The organism is Anaerococcus nagyae, from assembly GCF_017874535.1.
Classification (GTDB): domain Bacteria; phylum Bacillota; class Clostridia; order Tissierellales; family Peptoniphilaceae; genus Anaerococcus; species Anaerococcus nagyae.
The window spans coordinates 59,318-75,529 of sequence record NZ_JAGGLS010000009.1 but is presented as its reverse complement, the minus strand read 5'-3'; the positions used below and the strand labels follow the sequence as shown (position 1 = coordinate 75,529).

At 29.8% G+C, this 16,212-nt stretch carries 13 protein-coding genes; 6 read left to right on the top strand and 7 right to left on the bottom strand.

Features of this window, described 5'->3' with window-relative positions:
• Positions 1-686: 686 nt before the first annotated feature.
• The 6 genes from J2Z39_RS07455 to J2Z39_RS07430 all read right to left on the bottom strand — a co-directional run bounded on the left by J2Z39_RS07455 (position 687) and on the right by J2Z39_RS07430 (position 7,215).
• Positions 687-2,252, bottom strand: coding sequence for an acyl CoA:acetate/3-ketoacid CoA transferase (locus J2Z39_RS07455; protein WP_117522066.1), 1,566 nt, complete (start codon positions 2,250-2,252; stop codon positions 687-689).
• Between the two features lie 544 nt (positions 2,253-2,796).
• The gene (gene msrA, locus J2Z39_RS07450) at positions 2,797-3,282 is read right to left on the bottom strand and encodes a peptide-methionine (S)-S-oxide reductase MsrA (RefSeq protein WP_209814589.1); all 486 of its coding nucleotides are present in this window, start codon (positions 3,280-3,282) and stop codon (positions 2,797-2,799) included.
• The gene (locus J2Z39_RS07445) at positions 3,279-3,755 is read right to left on the bottom strand and encodes a threonine/serine exporter family protein (RefSeq protein ID WP_209814587.1); all 477 of its coding nucleotides are present in this window, start codon (positions 3,753-3,755) and stop codon (positions 3,279-3,281) included. Before J2Z39_RS07445 ends, msrA begins: the two co-directional genes overlap by 4 nt.
• Entirely contained in the window at positions 3,755-4,537 is a 783-nt protein-coding gene (locus tag J2Z39_RS07440) for a threonine/serine exporter family protein (protein ID WP_209814585.1), read from the bottom strand. The genes J2Z39_RS07445 and J2Z39_RS07440 overlap by 1 nt, the downstream gene beginning before the upstream one ends.
• Before the next feature lie 8 nt (positions 4,538-4,545).
• Positions 4,546-5,328, bottom strand: a complete 783-nt coding sequence (locus J2Z39_RS07435; protein WP_117522069.1) for a J domain-containing protein — start codon at positions 5,326-5,328, stop codon at positions 4,546-4,548.
• A 117-nt stretch (positions 5,329-5,445) separates the two neighbouring features.
• Positions 5,446-7,215: an ABC transporter ATP-binding protein gene (locus J2Z39_RS07430; RefSeq protein ID WP_209814583.1), complete on the bottom strand. Its 1,770-nt coding sequence runs from the start codon at positions 7,213-7,215 to the stop codon at positions 5,446-5,448.
• Between the two features lie 127 nt (positions 7,216-7,342).
• On the opposite strand from J2Z39_RS07430, the gene J2Z39_RS07425 reads away from it, so the two are divergent.
• The 5 genes from J2Z39_RS07425 to J2Z39_RS07410 all read left to right on the top strand — a co-directional run bounded on the left by J2Z39_RS07425 (position 7,343) and on the right by J2Z39_RS07410 (position 14,481).
• Entirely contained in the window at positions 7,343-8,179 is an 837-nt protein-coding gene (locus J2Z39_RS07425) for a sulfide/dihydroorotate dehydrogenase-like FAD/NAD-binding protein (protein ID WP_117522071.1), read from the top strand.
• Complete coding sequence (gene gltA, locus J2Z39_RS07420) at positions 8,172-9,593, top strand: NADPH-dependent glutamate synthase (RefSeq protein ID WP_209814581.1); 1,422 nt, start codon at positions 8,172-8,174, stop codon at positions 9,591-9,593. Before J2Z39_RS07425 ends, gltA begins: the two co-directional genes overlap by 8 nt.
• A gap of 139 nt (positions 9,594-9,732) precedes the next feature.
• Complete coding sequence (locus J2Z39_RS07415; RefSeq protein WP_181965152.1) at positions 9,733-12,102, top strand: metallophosphoesterase family protein; 2,370 nt, start codon at positions 9,733-9,735, stop codon at positions 12,100-12,102.
• Between the two features lie 87 nt (positions 12,103-12,189).
• A complete protein-coding gene (locus J2Z39_RS08630; protein ID WP_281063114.1) occupies positions 12,190-12,321 on the top strand; it encodes a hypothetical protein in 132 nt (43 codons plus the stop codon).
• A gap of 345 nt (positions 12,322-12,666) precedes the next feature.
• Positions 12,667-14,481, top strand: coding sequence for a metallophosphoesterase (locus J2Z39_RS07410; protein WP_209814580.1), 1,815 nt, complete (start codon positions 12,667-12,669; stop codon positions 14,479-14,481).
• 58 nt (positions 14,482-14,539) lie between these two features.
• Here J2Z39_RS07410 and J2Z39_RS07405 read toward each other — a convergent pair whose 3' ends face one another.
• Entirely contained in the window at positions 14,540-15,376 is an 837-nt protein-coding gene (locus J2Z39_RS07405) for an aldo/keto reductase (RefSeq protein WP_209814579.1), read from the bottom strand.
• 59 nt (positions 15,377-15,435) lie between these two features.
• On the opposite strand from J2Z39_RS07405, the gene ymfI reads away from it, so the two are divergent.
• Positions 15,436-16,164, top strand: a complete 729-nt coding sequence (ymfI, locus tag J2Z39_RS07400) for an elongation factor P 5-aminopentanone reductase (RefSeq protein WP_209814578.1) — start codon at positions 15,436-15,438, stop codon at positions 16,162-16,164.
• The last annotated feature ends 48 nt before the right edge of the window (positions 16,165-16,212 follow it).

Genomic DNA, 16,212 nt, shown 5'->3' with positions numbered 1-16,212 from the left:
TGATTTATATTTATCCTAATCTATATACAAATAGATTGGAATCATTATTTAAGGTTACTCAAATTAATTGCTTTAAGTTTAATTACTATTTAATTGTAGATAAGCTATTGCTTATCTGGTTCATTGTGTCATCAAATATAAATTTGATGGATGAGTACCCATTTTTTGGATATTTCATCAAGTTTTTCGTCGTTTCTTAACGACAAGATATATAATACCATGATATTTTTACCTTGTCAACAGTTTTTTTATTTTTTATTAAGTATATTGTACATCACCCAATATTAGTATAAGAAAGTACTAGATTTCTTTGTTTGCATATCTTATAAAATTTTTTTTATATAATTTATAATTTATTTTTCAAAATTTTTATTTAGCTTATATAAATAAAAACATGTATATAAAATAAAAGCTGTTACAATTAAACAAATAACTATCATTTAATTGTTTGATTAAACTCATATATAACTTGAATCTTGGATCATAAGTAATTAAAACAAATTATCATAAAAAGTTCCAAACAATAATGAATTGATTTATTTATTATGCAACAGCCTTTTTATCATCTTATTATTTTAAGCTTAATGCCGGCCATTTATCTTAATTTCATTCCAAAATATTATAAGAAATTAATAAGTAAGCCTAACATAAAATCAAGAAATGCTTTTTATAGTTTTAATAAAATATTAATTATCTTCTTCTATTAATTTTTTCAAACCCATTATTTCTTCTTTAAAAATTGTTTCGTCCATAGTCTTTACATCTTTTACTATTGGTTCAAAATCCATTAAATCTAAAATATCTTTATTTATATCTATACCTGGAGCTATCTCCTTTAATTCTATACCTTCTTTTGTCAATTCGAAAACTGCTCTTTCAGTTATATAGAGTACTGGCTGTCCTATTTCCAAAGCATAGTCTCCAGAAAAAGTTATTTGATCTACCTCATTTACAAATTTTTTTATTTTTCCTTCTTGATCTATTATTATCTTCTCATTTTCAATGTGAGATTTAAAACCGCCAGATGTAAATGTTCCACAAAAAACTACTTTCTTAGAATTTTGACTAATATCAATAAAGCCTCCACACCCTGCTATATTATCTCCAAACTTAGAAACGTTTATATTTCCTCTTTTATCCATTTGAGCAAGACCAAGAAATGTAACATCTAATCCTCCACCATCATAAAAATCAAACTGTGTAGGTTCATCAAGAATACAATCAGCATTTACAGTAACGCCAAAATCATTTCCGCCAGCAGGTATACCTCCAATCGTTCCAGCCTCTGTGGTTAATCTCATACTGTCTAGATCTTCCTCTTTTGCCACTTGTGCAACTCCTTCTGGCATACCAATTCCAAGATTTACTATTGAATTAGGAACAAGTTCCATAGCAGCTCTACGAGCAATAATTTTTCTATCTGAAAGTTCCATTGGTTTTAGGATATCAAGGTCTTCTCTAACCTCACCTGAATATGCTGGGTTATACCAAGTACCTAATGTTTGTTTGTGGTTTCCTTCTTCTGCTATAACTATAGCATCAATATATATACCTGGTATTTTTATTAATCTAGCATCAAGAGAATCTTTTTCTACAACATTTTCTACTTGTAAGATAACTTTTCCACCAGAATTTTTTGTAGCTTGAGCAATTTGTAAGCTTTCAGTATAAACACCTTCTCTAGATAATGTAGCATTGCCTTCTATATCAGCATAACTAGCTCTAATAAAGGCTACATCAATCTTCATGCTTGGATATAAAAGTCGTTCTTCACCTTTGATATCAATTAACTCAACTATATCCTCTTTTGCTAATTCATTTAACTTGCCACCTTCTATTCTTGGATCAACGAATGTTTTTAAACCCACTTTGGTTATCAAACCGTCAGAACCAGATGCAATTTCTCTAAATAATTTAGAAATAACGCCTTGTGGTAAATTATATCCTGCAGCCTTATTTTCCATTATTAATTTTTTGAGTCTAGGTTCTAAATTAAAGTGACCTCCAATAACTTTTTTAACTAAACCCTCTTCACCAAAATGATTAAGTCCAAGCTTATCTCCATCTCCTTGTCCTGCAGCGTATATGAGAGTTAGATCCTTTGGGTGACCAGTATCTAGATACCTTTTTTGTAAATCTAAAGTTAGCTGTTCTGGATGACCAGCGCCAACAAATCCTCCGACTGCTATTACGTCTCCATCATCTACAAATTGTTCTACCGCTTGTCTACCTGTCATTATTAGTTTTTCCATAAAGACCTCCTTTTAATTGAAAAGAATTACCTAACAACTCTTTTGGAAAACGATTTTCCTAATACGTTAGAACTTTGCTTAATTTAATTATAACTAAAAGTGAATTTTTTGTCAATTTATAATGCTTCCAGCTAAATAAATTAATCAATATTTGTATACGAATTTTTATAAGTAACTAAGAATCTATTTTACATATATTATTACGATTATATTAATGAAGATAAAAATTTTTATAAGAAAAAAGAAAAATAAATTAATTATTATATCGTAAGAACTATACATTAGTATTTTTTTCATTTTTCACTTAATATTATTAGACATCTTTAGATAAAATTTGTTCTAATTTATAAGTCTTTCTATTTTAAGATATTGTTTATGCTAAACTTTGATATACTATTACTAAATAACCCTACTTAATCTTATTTTTATTATAATACATTTAAAATCATATTAATTACAAGCCGTATAATGATATGATTAAAGACATTAATACAACTTGTAATTATTTTTAAAGTCATCTTAAAATTAATTACTTTAATTATAATTAAATATTAGGCCTATCATTTAAATTGATATGGCAATAACCAGTTGGATTTTTTTCTAAATAATTTTGATGGTACTCTTCTGCAATTACAAAGTTTTTTAATTTTTCTACTTCTATTTGGATCTCTTGATTTTCTTCTTTTTGCTTTTTACTTATAAATTTTCTTACAAGTTCTAGAGTATCTTGATCTTGTGAATAAATCCCCGTTCTATATTGGCGACCTCTATCATTGCCTTGTTTGTTGACACTAAATGGATCTACTATATGATATAAATATTCTAAGATCTTTTCTAGACTTATTATCCTATCATCATATTTTAAATAAACAGTTTCTGCATGGTCTGTTTCATTTACTTTTTCATAAGTTGTAGCATCAGTTTTTCCATTAGCATAACCTACTTTGGTATCTACTATGCCATCTATACTTTTAAAGTATGCTTCAACACCCCAAAAACAACCGCCAGCTAAATATATTTCTTTAATCATGTTTTTTTTCTTCTCCTCAAATAATTTGTTCTCTTTGTAGATCTTGTTCTATACGATTTTAGTGATTTCGAGAATGAACTTGCTAATAATACTCCAAACGCAATAGAACCTGCTATAGCAACTGCTTTATAAAAGCTTGTTATTGCATTTACTGTTTCATTATTTATAAAAAATTTCATTGTATTGTATATCGCTTCACCTGGACATAAATTAATTATTCCCGGAAATATAAAAACTGATGCAGGAAATCTCAATTTTCTAGCTAGTATTTCTGAAAGGATTGCTATTATCATTGAAGATATAAAATTTGCCAAATATATATTACCTAAATTATTTAATATGAACTTATAAATTATCCAACAAATTCCTCCATTTATGCCTGAAACTAACAAAGTTTTCTTGGGTATAGAAAACACCAAACCAAAACCTATTGACGATAATACACTTACTACAAATTCTAATAGATACTTCATTATATTAAATATTCCCAAATTCCTATTGGCATAGCAACTCCTAAAGCTAGAGCTGTAGAAATTAATATTGCCATGGTTGCGGCTGTCATTCCACTTAGTGCATCTCCACTCATCAGATCTCTTACTGCATTTGTTATCATAATACCTGGAACGAAGGCCATCATAGCACTAATTATAACTACATTTATAGTCACTCCTGTAAAAAAGTGTAATATTAGAGTTATAAGTGAAACTAATGCTCCATATAAGAAATGAACTACGAAATAATTTAGTTCATTTTCAACTAAGAATAATGAGAATACATATCCTATAAAACCTACAACAAGGGAAGATATTATCTCACTTATACCTGCTCCTAGAAGAATAGAATAAGCTCCTGCAGCTACTGTAGCTCCTAAAATCTTTAAAGCTGTAGAGGTGCTTTTTGACTTTTTAATTTTATCTATCTCTAAAAGAGCTTGGTCTAAAGTATACTTACCTGCAGCAAAATTTCTTGAAAAGGTATTTACTTTATCTACATAATGTAGATTATTTCCGCGTTCCTTAACTCTCCTCATGTTGCTATAAATCTTTCCATTATAGCTAAATGATATCATTATTACATTAAAAGATGAAAATACATCTACATCTTTCATGGATTCTTTTGACCTTAAGATCCTTTCAACAGTATCCTCAACTCTGTATATTTCTGCGCCATTTGCAAGCATCAAAGCTCCAGCATCTGCTGCTATCTCTGATAGTACAACAGCATCTTCTATAGAAGTTAATTTTTCATGAGCCATATTAATTCCTAACTAAAATTTTGCTTATACTTTCTAATATTTTCTTCTGTTAAAAATTCGTAAGCATCATTAACTTTTGTAAACATGTCAGTAGCGTTTGGATCCTTGTTTATATCTGGATGATATTTTTTAGCAAGCTTCCTATAGTTTAATTTTACTTCATATATATCAGTATCATAGTTTAGTCCTAAAACCTTACAAGATTTCTCATATTTTTCCTTAAAACCAATATTATTAACTCCAGAATAGTTTCCACCAAAATTCCCTTGGTCATATGAGCCACCTTGATATCCGCCAGAATAAGTTCTCTGATTACTATATCCAAATCCTCTCACAAATTCTTCGAATTTACGATTCATCTCTTCTTGCTGACGACGAGCTTCTTCTTCCCTTGCTCTTCTTTCAGCTTGTTCCTTTTCATATTTATATTTATTTGAATAATCAGAAATACTATCATAACCTACTTTTGTTCCAGTAATCATTGAGTCTGCTCTATCATACATCCACTCAGTTATTGTATAGTTTAAGTACCTTAATAAAGATATAAATTTGGGTCCTAATATAGGTATAAATATTACTGCAAATATAAAATAAGTTACATCCTTAGGTAAGAATAACGGTATTATAGGAAATATAAAAATTGTTGAGCATCCTATAATAAATATTCCAAATAGTAATTGTCTAATGCCCTCAAAGGTAACTACTATTACGTTCATTATATTAATCAGGACATTAAATATCGTTCCAAGAACTGTGGCAAGTCCATGTATAAATTTTCCAAAAAACTTCATTTTATTAATTCTCCATTCTCTAAAATTATATCAGAGATTTCAAAGTTTCCAAATTAAAAAGGGATTTTGCAATAGATCGATTAATCTATAGATCTATAATGCAAAATCCCTTATATTTTATCCAAATAATTCTTCGTTATTACTATTATATAAATTGTAATATTTACCTTTTTTAGCCAGTAATTCCTTGTGATTTCCTCTTTCTACAATTCCATCGTAGGTTAATACAAGTATTTCATCTGCATTTATAATAGTTGATAATCTATGAGCGATAGTTATTGTTGTCCTTCCTTCAGATAAATTCTCCAAAGACTTTTGAACTATTGCTTCGCTCTTATTATCTAAGGCACTGGTTGCTTCATCTAAAATTAGTATTGGAGGATTTTTAAGAAAAACTCTAGCTATAGAAATTCTTTGCTTTTGTCCACCGGAAAGTTTTACTCCTCTTTCTCCTATATAAGTATCAAATCCATATGGTAAATCATTTATGAATTCTGTGGCACCAGCAAGTTCTGCTGCCCTTATTATCTCCTCATCTGTAGCATCATCCTTACCATATCGAATGTTATCCTTAACTGTTCCACCAAATAAATAAACATCTTGTTGGACAATACCTATATTATCTCTCAACGATTCTAAAGTAATATCCTTAATATCCTTATCATCAATTTTAATTGATCCTCTATCTATATCATAAAATCTTGGAATTAACTTTGATATAGTTGTCTTGCCAGCACCTGATGGTCCTACAAGAGCAATGTTTTCACCCACATTTACATTAAAGTTTATGTTCTCTAATACATATGGTTCATCTTCTCTAGTTTCTGGATATTTAAAGTATACATTATCAAATTCTATTTTACCTGAAACATCATCTAACTTTATAGCTTGATCATCATCAAAAATAGTATTATCCATATCCATAACTTCTACAAATCTTTCAATACCAGTAGCTCCTGCTTGGTATACATCTGTAAAATTAATCAAGCGTTCAATTGCTGCAACAAGCATATTTAAATACATTGTAAATGCAATCAAATTGCCTGGACTTATTTTGTCATTAATAACAAAATAACCACCTACAAAAATCAAAATAGCATACATCAGACCTGAAAAGGCTTCATTTATCATAAAGAAACCAGCCATATCATAGTATCTTTCTTTTTTGATATCTACAAATTTATCGTTACTTATTTCGAATTTTGATTTTTCAATTTCTTCATTGGCAAAAGATTTTACCACTGATATACCTAATAATGTATCTTCTACCCCTGAGTTAATATCTCCTATCTGTTTTTTTACATTCAAAGTAGCTTCTCTAAATTCTTTACGTTTTTTACTAGAAACTACAAACATAATTGGAATAATAACATATATGATAAGTGCTAGCTTCCAATTAATAGTGAGTAAAACTATAAACGATATAATAAGCTTAAGAGCTCCTACCAAAAATTCCTCTGGAACATGGTGTGCAAATTCTGTTATATCGAATAAATCAGTAGTAATTCTACTCATTAACACACCAATTTTTGTTTCATTAAAAAACTCAGTATCCATGGTGAGCAAATGATTAAATACATCAGAGCGCATATCTCGTTCAATCTTTGCCCCCATTATATGACCTAAAGATTGCATAAAATATCTAGCAGCTAACTCAAGTATTTTAGTTAAAACAAATATAATACCTACTTTAGTAACTCGACTAACATCGAGTAGTCCCATCTGGGCCCAATCAGTAAGATATGATAAAAGAATTGGTAATACTAAGCTTGATACAGTAGTTAAAGCTGCAGCTAATAAATCAGCAGTTAATATATTTTTATAAGGTCTATAATATGGTTTAAACCTTTTTAGCAATTCTTTATTTTTATAAGATTTCTTCTCCATTAATCCTCCTTAACTAATAATAATTATTATTTTCAATAACATAACTTTACCATACTTTATGAAAAATTACTAAGTATATCTATTGAAATTTAAAAAATGCTTTGCTAATATAATAACAGGAGGTTATATGGCTAGAATAATTGAAAAAACTAATCTTAATGAAAATACAATTAAATTTGTAGTCAATGCTCCAAATATTGCTAGGAGAGCTTTACCAGGGCAATTTATCATACTAAGATTAGATGAAAAGGGAGAAAGAGTTCCTTTTACAATATCATCTACAGATGAAGAAAACGTTACAATAATTGTTCAGATTGTAGGCAGAACTACTATGAGAATGGATAAACTTAAGGCTGGTGATGGATTCTTAGATTTTGTAGGACCGCTGGGAATACCCACAGAATTAGATAATCTAAAAGGAAAAAATGTTTGTGTAGTTGGAGGAGGACTCGGAACTGCTATAGCCTACCCACAGGCTAAGTACTTACATGATATAGGAGCCCATGTAGATGTTATAACAGGATTCAAAAATAAAGACTTAATACTTTTAGAAAATGAATTAAGGGAAAAAAGCGAGAACTTATATATAAGTACAGATGACGGTTCATACGGCTATCACGGATTTGTAACTGAGATTTTACAAGATAATATTAATAAAGGCAAGAAATACGATCATATCTTAGCAATAGGCCCGGTCATAATGATGAAAAATATTGTTGAAGTTGCTAGGCCTTATAAAATTCCTACAACAGTTAGTATGAATTCTACTATGGTTGATGGAACAGGAATGTGCGGATGTTGTAGGATAAGTGTAGATGGAGAAATGAAATTTGCATGTGTTGACGGTCCGGATTTTGATGGCTACAAAATTGACTTTAATGAAGCTATGAATAGATCTAGAACTTACATAAAAGAAGAAAGAGATCATGTGTGCAATATAACTGGGGAGATTAGAAATGGCTGATTATAAAATAAATATGAGTAAAGAAAAAGTTAAGATGCCAGAGCAAGACCCAAATATTAGAAATAAAAATTTTAAAGAAGTCACTCTAGGCTATACTTTAGAAATGGCTCAAAAAGAAGCCACTAGATGTTTACAATGTAAAAACGCACCATGTATGAGTGGATGTCCAGTTTCAGTTCATATCCCAGAATTTATAAATTACTTAGTAGCAGGAAATCTAGAAAATGCTTATGACGCAATATCTTTTACAAATAATCTTCCAGCAATATGCGGCAGAGTTTGTCCTCAAGAAGTTCAGTGCGAAGGCGTATGTACTCGCGGTATAAAAAGTGAACCAGTTGCTATTGGTAGACTTGAAAGATTTATAGCAGATTGGTACATGAACAATTCCTACAATAAACCAGTAGAAGTCACAAGCCAAAATGCTAAAGTAGCTGTAATAGGAGCTGGACCATCTGGACTATCTGCTGCGGCTGATCTTGCAAAAATGGGCTATCAAGTAGTACTTTTTGAAGCTTTTCATGCGGCTGGTGGTGTATTAATGTATGGTATACCAGAATTTAGATTACCAAAAGAACTCGTTCAAAAAGAACTTAAAAACGTTATAGGACTAGGTGTTAAACTTCAAACTAATACTATAGTAGGAAGAACAATATCCTTAAATGATTTATTCGACCAAGGATTTGAATCAATCTATATTTCAACTGGGGCAGGACTACCATCATTTTTAGGAATAGATGGAGAAAATTTAAATGGTGTATACTCTGCAAATGAATTTTTAACAAGGATAAATCTAATGAAAGCATATAAATTTCCAGAATATGATACACCTGTGCATATAGGAAAAAAAGTATGCATTGTAGGTGGAGGAAATGTAGCAATGGATGCAGCAAGATCAGCTAAAAGACTTGGTGCAGATGTAACTGTTGTATATAGAAGAAGCTTTGATGAAATGCCAGCTAGAATTGAAGAAAGCCACCATGCTATGGAGGAGGGAGTAAATTTTATGAATCTCCATAATCCAGTAGAAATATTAGGCAATGATGGATGGGTTAATGCTGTTAAACTTGAAAAGATGAATCTAGGTCAAGCAGATAATTCAGGAAGGCGCCGTCCTATTCCAACAGGAGAATATGAAGAAGTAAAATTTGACTCTGTAATAGTCTCTATAGGACAAAGTCCAAATCCTCTTATAAAACAAACTAATGATGATATCAAGACAGAAGATTGGGGCGGAATAATTGTTAATAAAGACTCTACAATGACAAGTAAAGATGGAGTATTTGCTGGTGGAGATGCAGTTAGTGGTGCAGCCACAGTAATACTTGCCATGGGTGCTGGTAAAAAAGCAGCTATTAATATTGATAAATATATAAAAGAGAAAAGAAATAAAGTAAAAGAAGAGCTCAATTAAATTTGAGTTCTTTTTTTATCACAATATTTATAAATCTTTATATATATTTAATAATTTTTACATATATTTTACACATTTATATTACTGATTTTATAAATATCTTTTACAATTATTTTGAAAATATATTAGGAGGATGTTGATGAAACAAAATAATAAACTAGTAGTTGCCCTACTTATTGCAGGTGTAACAAGTGCAGTATTCCCTGCTACAACTTCATTTGCAGATGATGCTAATGTAGAATCTAAAGAAATGATTGTAGATGATGTAAAAACTAATGAAACAAGTGATAATCTAAGCTTAGATTCAGCTCAATCTAGTGAAAATAATTCTAATGAAGACGAAAAATCAATAAATAAAAAAATTGAAAAAGATTTTTTTGAATTTCAAGATGATGAAGTAACCTTCCCTAAAAATGAAAAAAACACTAGAGAATCTGATGGAACAAATAAATTTAATAGAGCCACAGAAACTGAAAGAGAAACATTTGGAGAAGATAAAAACGTCACAAATATAGATCCAGCAGTTAGCAAAAAATTAGAAGAAACTAATGGAGAATACGGTAAAAAAGACGGAGCTTATGCTAACAATAACCTTAAAGCAATAACAACAGACATTAAAGATGTTGTTGTAAATCCAGGCAGAAATGAAAATGAAGTAGCTATTACTTGGTTTGCAAAAGGCGATGTTAATAAAGATTCAAGATTAATATTTGATGGTAAAGCTTATACTCCTATAAGATCAAGAAAAACAGGTGACTCAAATGGATATAGTACATATACATCACTTGTAAGTATTACACCAGGAAAAAGCTACAAATATCATGTGGAAACTGGTTCTTATAAGTCTAAAGAATATACACTAAAAACTAAAGCTTTAGGTAAAAATAATGAATTTAATGTTTCCTATTTTGGAGATCCTCAAATAGGATCTGGCGATAGTGTTTGGTCTGCTGCTGGCTTAGATAAGAACACTCAAGCAAAAATTGAACAAGATAAAGTTGACTTTGCAAAAACACTAGAAACAGCAAAAAAAACAGATCCACACTTCTTTTTATCAATGGGAGATAATGTAGAAATTGCAGGATACGAAGCTGAATATGATTATTTCTTAGATAATGATATGTTTAGAGAAAGAATATTCTCATCAGTTGTAGGAAATCATGAAACATATATAGATCCAGAAGATTCCACTCAACAAAATACAACATTCTCTGATCATTTTTATCTACCAAATGAAAGTAATCTTGGTTCTATTTCAAGAATAAATGAAGATGGTACACCATTTTATATACCTGGTGATTACTATTACACATATGGAGATACTCTTTTCCTTAATATTAACTCAAATGTAATAGATTCTAATCAACACAAGGCTTTCATTGAACAAGCTATAGCGCAAGCTACAAAAGATCATGGTAAAAATTTCTCATGGAAGGTTGTATCATTCCACCATGCTCCATATTCTACAGCAACACATACTTCAGATGTAGATATACTACTTAGAAGAAAAGAATTAGTAAAAATTTTTAATGATAATGGCATCGATGTTGTACTAAATGGACACGATCACATTTATGCTAGAACTGGCCAAATGGTTGCTGGAGAACAAGCACTAAGCTTTGTTGATGCATATGGTACAGAACCTAGTGATGAAAACGCTGGTATAGAAAAAGGATTCTCTAAAACATATAATAATAAAATTTATAAAAATGGAAAAGTAATAGTAGATGGAATCAATCTTGACTATGACAAATACGAAGTAACAAACCCACGTGGAACAATGTTCTTAACAATGTCTACATCTGCTGGTTCAAAATACTATAATCCAATCGGTGAAGATCAATGGTTTGTTGTTAGAAGTCTAGACGATAGAAGTCAATTATTCTCTAACTTAACATTTAGCAAGAACCACTTTAGTCTAGTAACAATGGATCAATCTGGAAAAGTTGTCGATAGATATCGTATTAATAAAACTGATGAATTTATCAATAATCCTAATATGAATACCACAAAAGTTTCTAACGATAAACTAGAAGCTTGTATAAATCAAGCTAAAAATTTAAAACCAATTTCAGATAATGAAAATGTAAGCTTATATGTAGATGCAATTCAATCAGCTGAAACAGTATTAAATTCAAAAACAGCTAGTCAAGAAGAAGTAGATGCTGCGATCGGCGCACTACAAACTAGATTATCATCAGTTGAATTTATAGAAGAAAATAAAGATAATATAGACAATAAAGAAAATATTGCTGATAAAACAGATAATAAAGCAGATAAAAATACTACGAAAGTAGTAGATAATAAAACTAGCAAAAAATCTAAAAAGGTAGCAACAACATCAATCAAAGCTCCAAAATCAAACAAAAAAATAGCAAGTAAATCAAGTAATAAAATAGCAAATAAATCAAACAATCCAAAAACTGGTATAGGTGCCCTAACTGGTGTATATGCAACATTATCACTAGCAAGTGCTGGTTTGTTTGCAAGCAAGAAAAATAAAAACTAAAATTTAAAAATACATTGCACCTCTATTTGATAGAGGTGTTTTTATTATACAATTAAAATATCACTTATATATTCAGGAGAAAAACTAATGAAAAATAATAATAAATTAATCGTTGCTCTAATCATAGCTAGTACAGCTACTACCCTATTACCTACTAGTAATTCATATGCAACAGAAAAAATAGAGCAAACAGAAACGAATCTAGTTGAGAGCAAATAGCAAGTAGATACTAATATTGATAAATCTTTAGAAAAAAAATCAGATAAAGAAAATCCTCAAAATGATAATGACATTGAATTTCCAACAGAATCTGCCAAAGATTATGAATTTAACGATGAAATAAATGAAAGTTCATTAAGAGAAGATGATGGAACAGATATTTCTAATAGAGCTCAAAGCACAGATAGAAAAACTTTTGGTCAAGATAAAAATATAATAAATATTGACCCAGAAGTTAAGAAAAATCTTAAAGAAACCAATGGCGAATATGGAAAATCTGGTGGAGCTTATGCAGATAATAATCTAAAAGCTATAACTACACCAATAAAAGACATTGTCGTAAATATGGGTCAAAATGAAAATGAAGTAGCTATAACTTGGTTTGCCAAAGGAGATGTAGATAATAATTCAAATTTAATCTTCGACGGCAAAACTTATCCATCTATAAAATCAAGAAAAACAAGTGATTCCAATGGCTACAGCACATATACTGCAATTGCAAATGTAAGGCCAGGAAATACTTATACTTATTATGTTCAAACAGGAAACTACAAATCAGATGTTTATACTTTAAAAATTAAATCTTTTGGCAAAAATAATGAATTTGACGTTGTCGCTTTTGGAGATCCACAAATAGGATCAGGAGATAGTGTCTGGAAATCAGTTGGGCTTGATAGTAATACTCAAGGAAAAGTTGATCAAGACATAATTGATTTTGGAAAATCATTAAAGAAAGCAAGAGAAATCAATCCATCTTTCTACTATTCAATGGGAGATAATGTACAAGTAGCTGGATTTGAAGGAGAATTTGATTATTTCTTAAATAACCCAATATTTAGAGAAAGAGTTTTTTCAACTATAGCAGGTAATCATGAGTTAAAAGTAGATAAAAATGATACTAGTCAGGAAAATACAGCATTTGCAGATCATTTTTATCAACCAAATTTAACAGAATATGGTCAAACTTTAAATATAAATGATGATAGAACAAAAACATTTATTCCTGGAGACTACTATTACACATATGGTGATACACTTTTCTTAAATCTAAATACAAATAACAAAAACTCACTAGAGCATAAAACATTCATTGAAGAAGCTATCAAAGAAGCTACAAAAAAACGTGGAAGTAACTTCTCATGGAAAGTTGTAAGTTTCCACCATGCTCCTTACTCAACAGCAACTCATACTGAAGATAAAGATATCCTTCAAAGACGTCATGAGTTAGTAAGAATTTTTAATGAAAATGATATAGATATAGTACTTGGAGGCCATGATCACATATATGCAAGAAGTAAACAAATGCTAGCCGGAGAACAAGCGTTAGAATTTGAAAAAGCTTACGGAATTAAAGAATCTGATAAAAATGCTAAAGTCGAAAATAACTATACAAGTATATACAATAACCAAATATATAAAAACGGAAAAATTGTAGTCGATGGTATAGGTCTAGACTATAATAGAAAAGAAGTTACAAATCCACGTGGAACCTTATTTTTAACACTAGCCTCTGCATCAGGAAGTAAGTTCTATAATCCAATTGGTGAGCAACAATGGTTAGTAAATAAAAGTTTGGATGATAGAAACCAATTACTAACACATTTTACATTTAATAAAAATCAATTCAAACTAGAAACCATGGATCCATATGGAAAAATAATTGATCATTACACAATAAATAAAACAGATGATTTTATAGCAAACCCAAATATGAATGATCGAAGTATTACAAAAGCAAAACTTGCTGATTTTATAAGTGAAGTAGAAAAATATAAACCAGTAGATAATAAAGACAATTTAAATTTATATGAAAAATCTCTAGCTAGCGCAAAAGAAGTTTTAAATAACACTTACACAAGTCAAGAAGAGCTTGATGCTGCAATTGAGGTATTAAATACTAGACTATCAAGCGTAGAATTTTTAGCAAAAAAAGTCGAAAATAATACAAAAGTTTCTAAAGAAATTAAAGGAGAAAAAGTACCAAAATCTAATATAAGAAAAGATAAAAAAATAAATAGAACTAATAAAAAATCTACAAATATCAATAAAAAAATATCTAGAAAATCAAACAATCCAAAAACTGGTATATCAAATCTAACAGGAGTTTATGTTAGCCTATCAATTGCAACAGCAGGGCTATACGCAATAAAAAGAAAATAATTTATCAATACAATCTAACTAAAAGGAACCAATCATAATGATGGTTCCTTTTTTGTATTTACATATTACGAATCTTTTCTAGCCACACCTTATCTTCAGGATCTGAAGAATATCTAGACTTTTTATCAATACTTGCTAAAGAGTTCATATCTTCATCAGTAAGATCAAAATCAAATATATCTATATTTTCTCTAATTCTATAATCATGAACAGATTTTACTAAAACCATAACCCCACGCTCTATGTTCCATCTCAAAGCAACTTGGGCAGGGCTCTTTCCATATTTATCAGCTATCTCTTGTAATACTTTCTCTCCTAATAAGTCACTATTTGCACGAGCTAGCGGACTCCAAGCTTGATGAAGTATATTATTTTCTTTTAAAAATTCATTAGTATCCTTATCCTGTAAATGCAAATGACTTTCCAATTGATCTATAGCTGGTTTGATTCCAGTATCAAGCAATTCAGTTAATTGGTCTATAGAAAAATTACAAACTCCTATTGTTTTAATAATTCCTTGATCTTTGTACTCCTTAAAAACTTCCCAAGTTTCTTTATAGTCTTTTCCATACCAGTGAAGCAAAGCTACATCTAGATAATCAACACCTAAGTCTTTCATAGAATCATCCAAAGATTTCTTTGTTTTATCGGCTCCATAAGAATTCGGCCAAACTTTGGTAGCTATTTTATAATCACTCCTATTTTTTCCGTATGACTTAAGATATTTTCCAAGTAACTTTTCATTTTCATAAAACTTAGCGGTATCAAAATATGTGTATCCTGCATCTAAGGATGAGGAAATTCCAACATCCATATCTTTTTCATCTGTTATCTTATACGTTCCAAAACCTATAGCTGGAAGCTTATTGCCATCATTTAAATCATAATATTTCATTAAATAAATCACTCCTTATAATCTTTATCTCTTTATACCCATATGTTATAATCATAATTATGAAAACAGTATTAATAACAGGTTCTTCTAGAGGAATTGGTGCTGCAATCGCTAGAAGGCTTAATGATGAATATAAAATTGTAATAAATTATAACAACAGTAAAAAAAAAGCATTTGAACTTTTATATGAACTACGTAAAACAAATCCGAATGTTATAGCTATAAAAGCAGATGTATCTAAAGAAGATGAAGTTAATATGATGTTTGATGTAACTGAGAAAAATTTTTCTAATGTAGATATACTCATAAATAATGCTGGTATATCCCACTTCTCCCTCATACAAGATATAGAGTTTGATATATGGAAAGATGTTATAAATACCAATCTAAATTCAGTATTTCTAAGCAGCAAGAGGGCTATTCCTAATATGATATCAAAAGGCGAAGGAGTTATTATAAATATGAGTTCAATTTGGGGAGATTTTGGAGCTAGCATGGAAGCTCTTTATTCTACAAGTAAAGGGGCTATAAATACATTTACAAAGTCTATGGCAAAGGAACTTGCCCCTTCTGGCATACGTGTAAACGCTATTGCTCCTGGCATAGTAGAAACCGATATGATGAAAAATGATTTTACAGAAAATGAACTTGATAAATTAAAAAGTGAAGTTCCTACAAATAGATTTGCAAAACCAGAAGAAATTGCAGGACTTGTTAGATACTTAATTTCAGATGAAGCCAGTTATATAACTGGAGATATTATCCATATAAACGGAGCTTTTTATTAAAATTAAAAATCTCATAAGCTAAAACAATAGCGTATGAGATTTTAATCA

Coding starts and splice junctions, on each gene's coding strand:
- J2Z39_RS07445 (WP_209814587.1), bottom strand. CDS start 3,755: ATGAAGTATCTATTAGAATTTGTAGTAAGTGTATTATCGTCAATAGGT.
- msrA (WP_209814589.1), bottom strand. CDS start 3,282: ATGATTAAAGAAATATATTTAGCTGGCGGTTGTTTTTGGGGTGTTGAA.
- J2Z39_RS08630 (WP_281063114.1), top strand. CDS start 12,190: ATGAAAAATAATAATAAATTAATCGTTGCTCTAATCATAGCTAGTACA.
- J2Z39_RS07455 (WP_117522066.1), bottom strand. CDS start 2,252: ATGGAAAAACTAATAATGACAGGTAGACAAGCGGTAGAACAATTTGTA.
- ymfI (WP_209814578.1), top strand. CDS start 15,436: ATGAAAACAGTATTAATAACAGGTTCTTCTAGAGGAATTGGTGCTGCA.
- J2Z39_RS07410 (WP_209814580.1), top strand. CDS start 12,667: ATGGGTCAAAATGAAAATGAAGTAGCTATAACTTGGTTTGCCAAAGGA.
- J2Z39_RS07435 (WP_117522069.1), bottom strand. CDS start 5,328: ATGAAGTTTTTTGGAAAATTTATACATGGACTTGCCACAGTTCTTGGA.
- gltA (WP_209814581.1), top strand. CDS start 8,172: ATGGCTGATTATAAAATAAATATGAGTAAAGAAAAAGTTAAGATGCCA.
- J2Z39_RS07425 (WP_117522071.1), top strand. CDS start 7,343: ATGGCTAGAATAATTGAAAAAACTAATCTTAATGAAAATACAATTAAA.
- J2Z39_RS07430 (WP_209814583.1), bottom strand. CDS start 7,215: ATGGAGAAGAAATCTTATAAAAATAAAGAATTGCTAAAAAGGTTTAAA.
- J2Z39_RS07415 (WP_181965152.1), top strand. CDS start 9,733: ATGAAACAAAATAATAAACTAGTAGTTGCCCTACTTATTGCAGGTGTA.
- J2Z39_RS07405 (WP_209814579.1), bottom strand. CDS start 15,376: ATGAAATATTATGATTTAAATGATGGCAATAAGCTTCCAGCTATAGGT.
- J2Z39_RS07440 (WP_209814585.1), bottom strand. CDS start 4,537: ATGGCTCATGAAAAATTAACTTCTATAGAAGATGCTGTTGTACTATCA.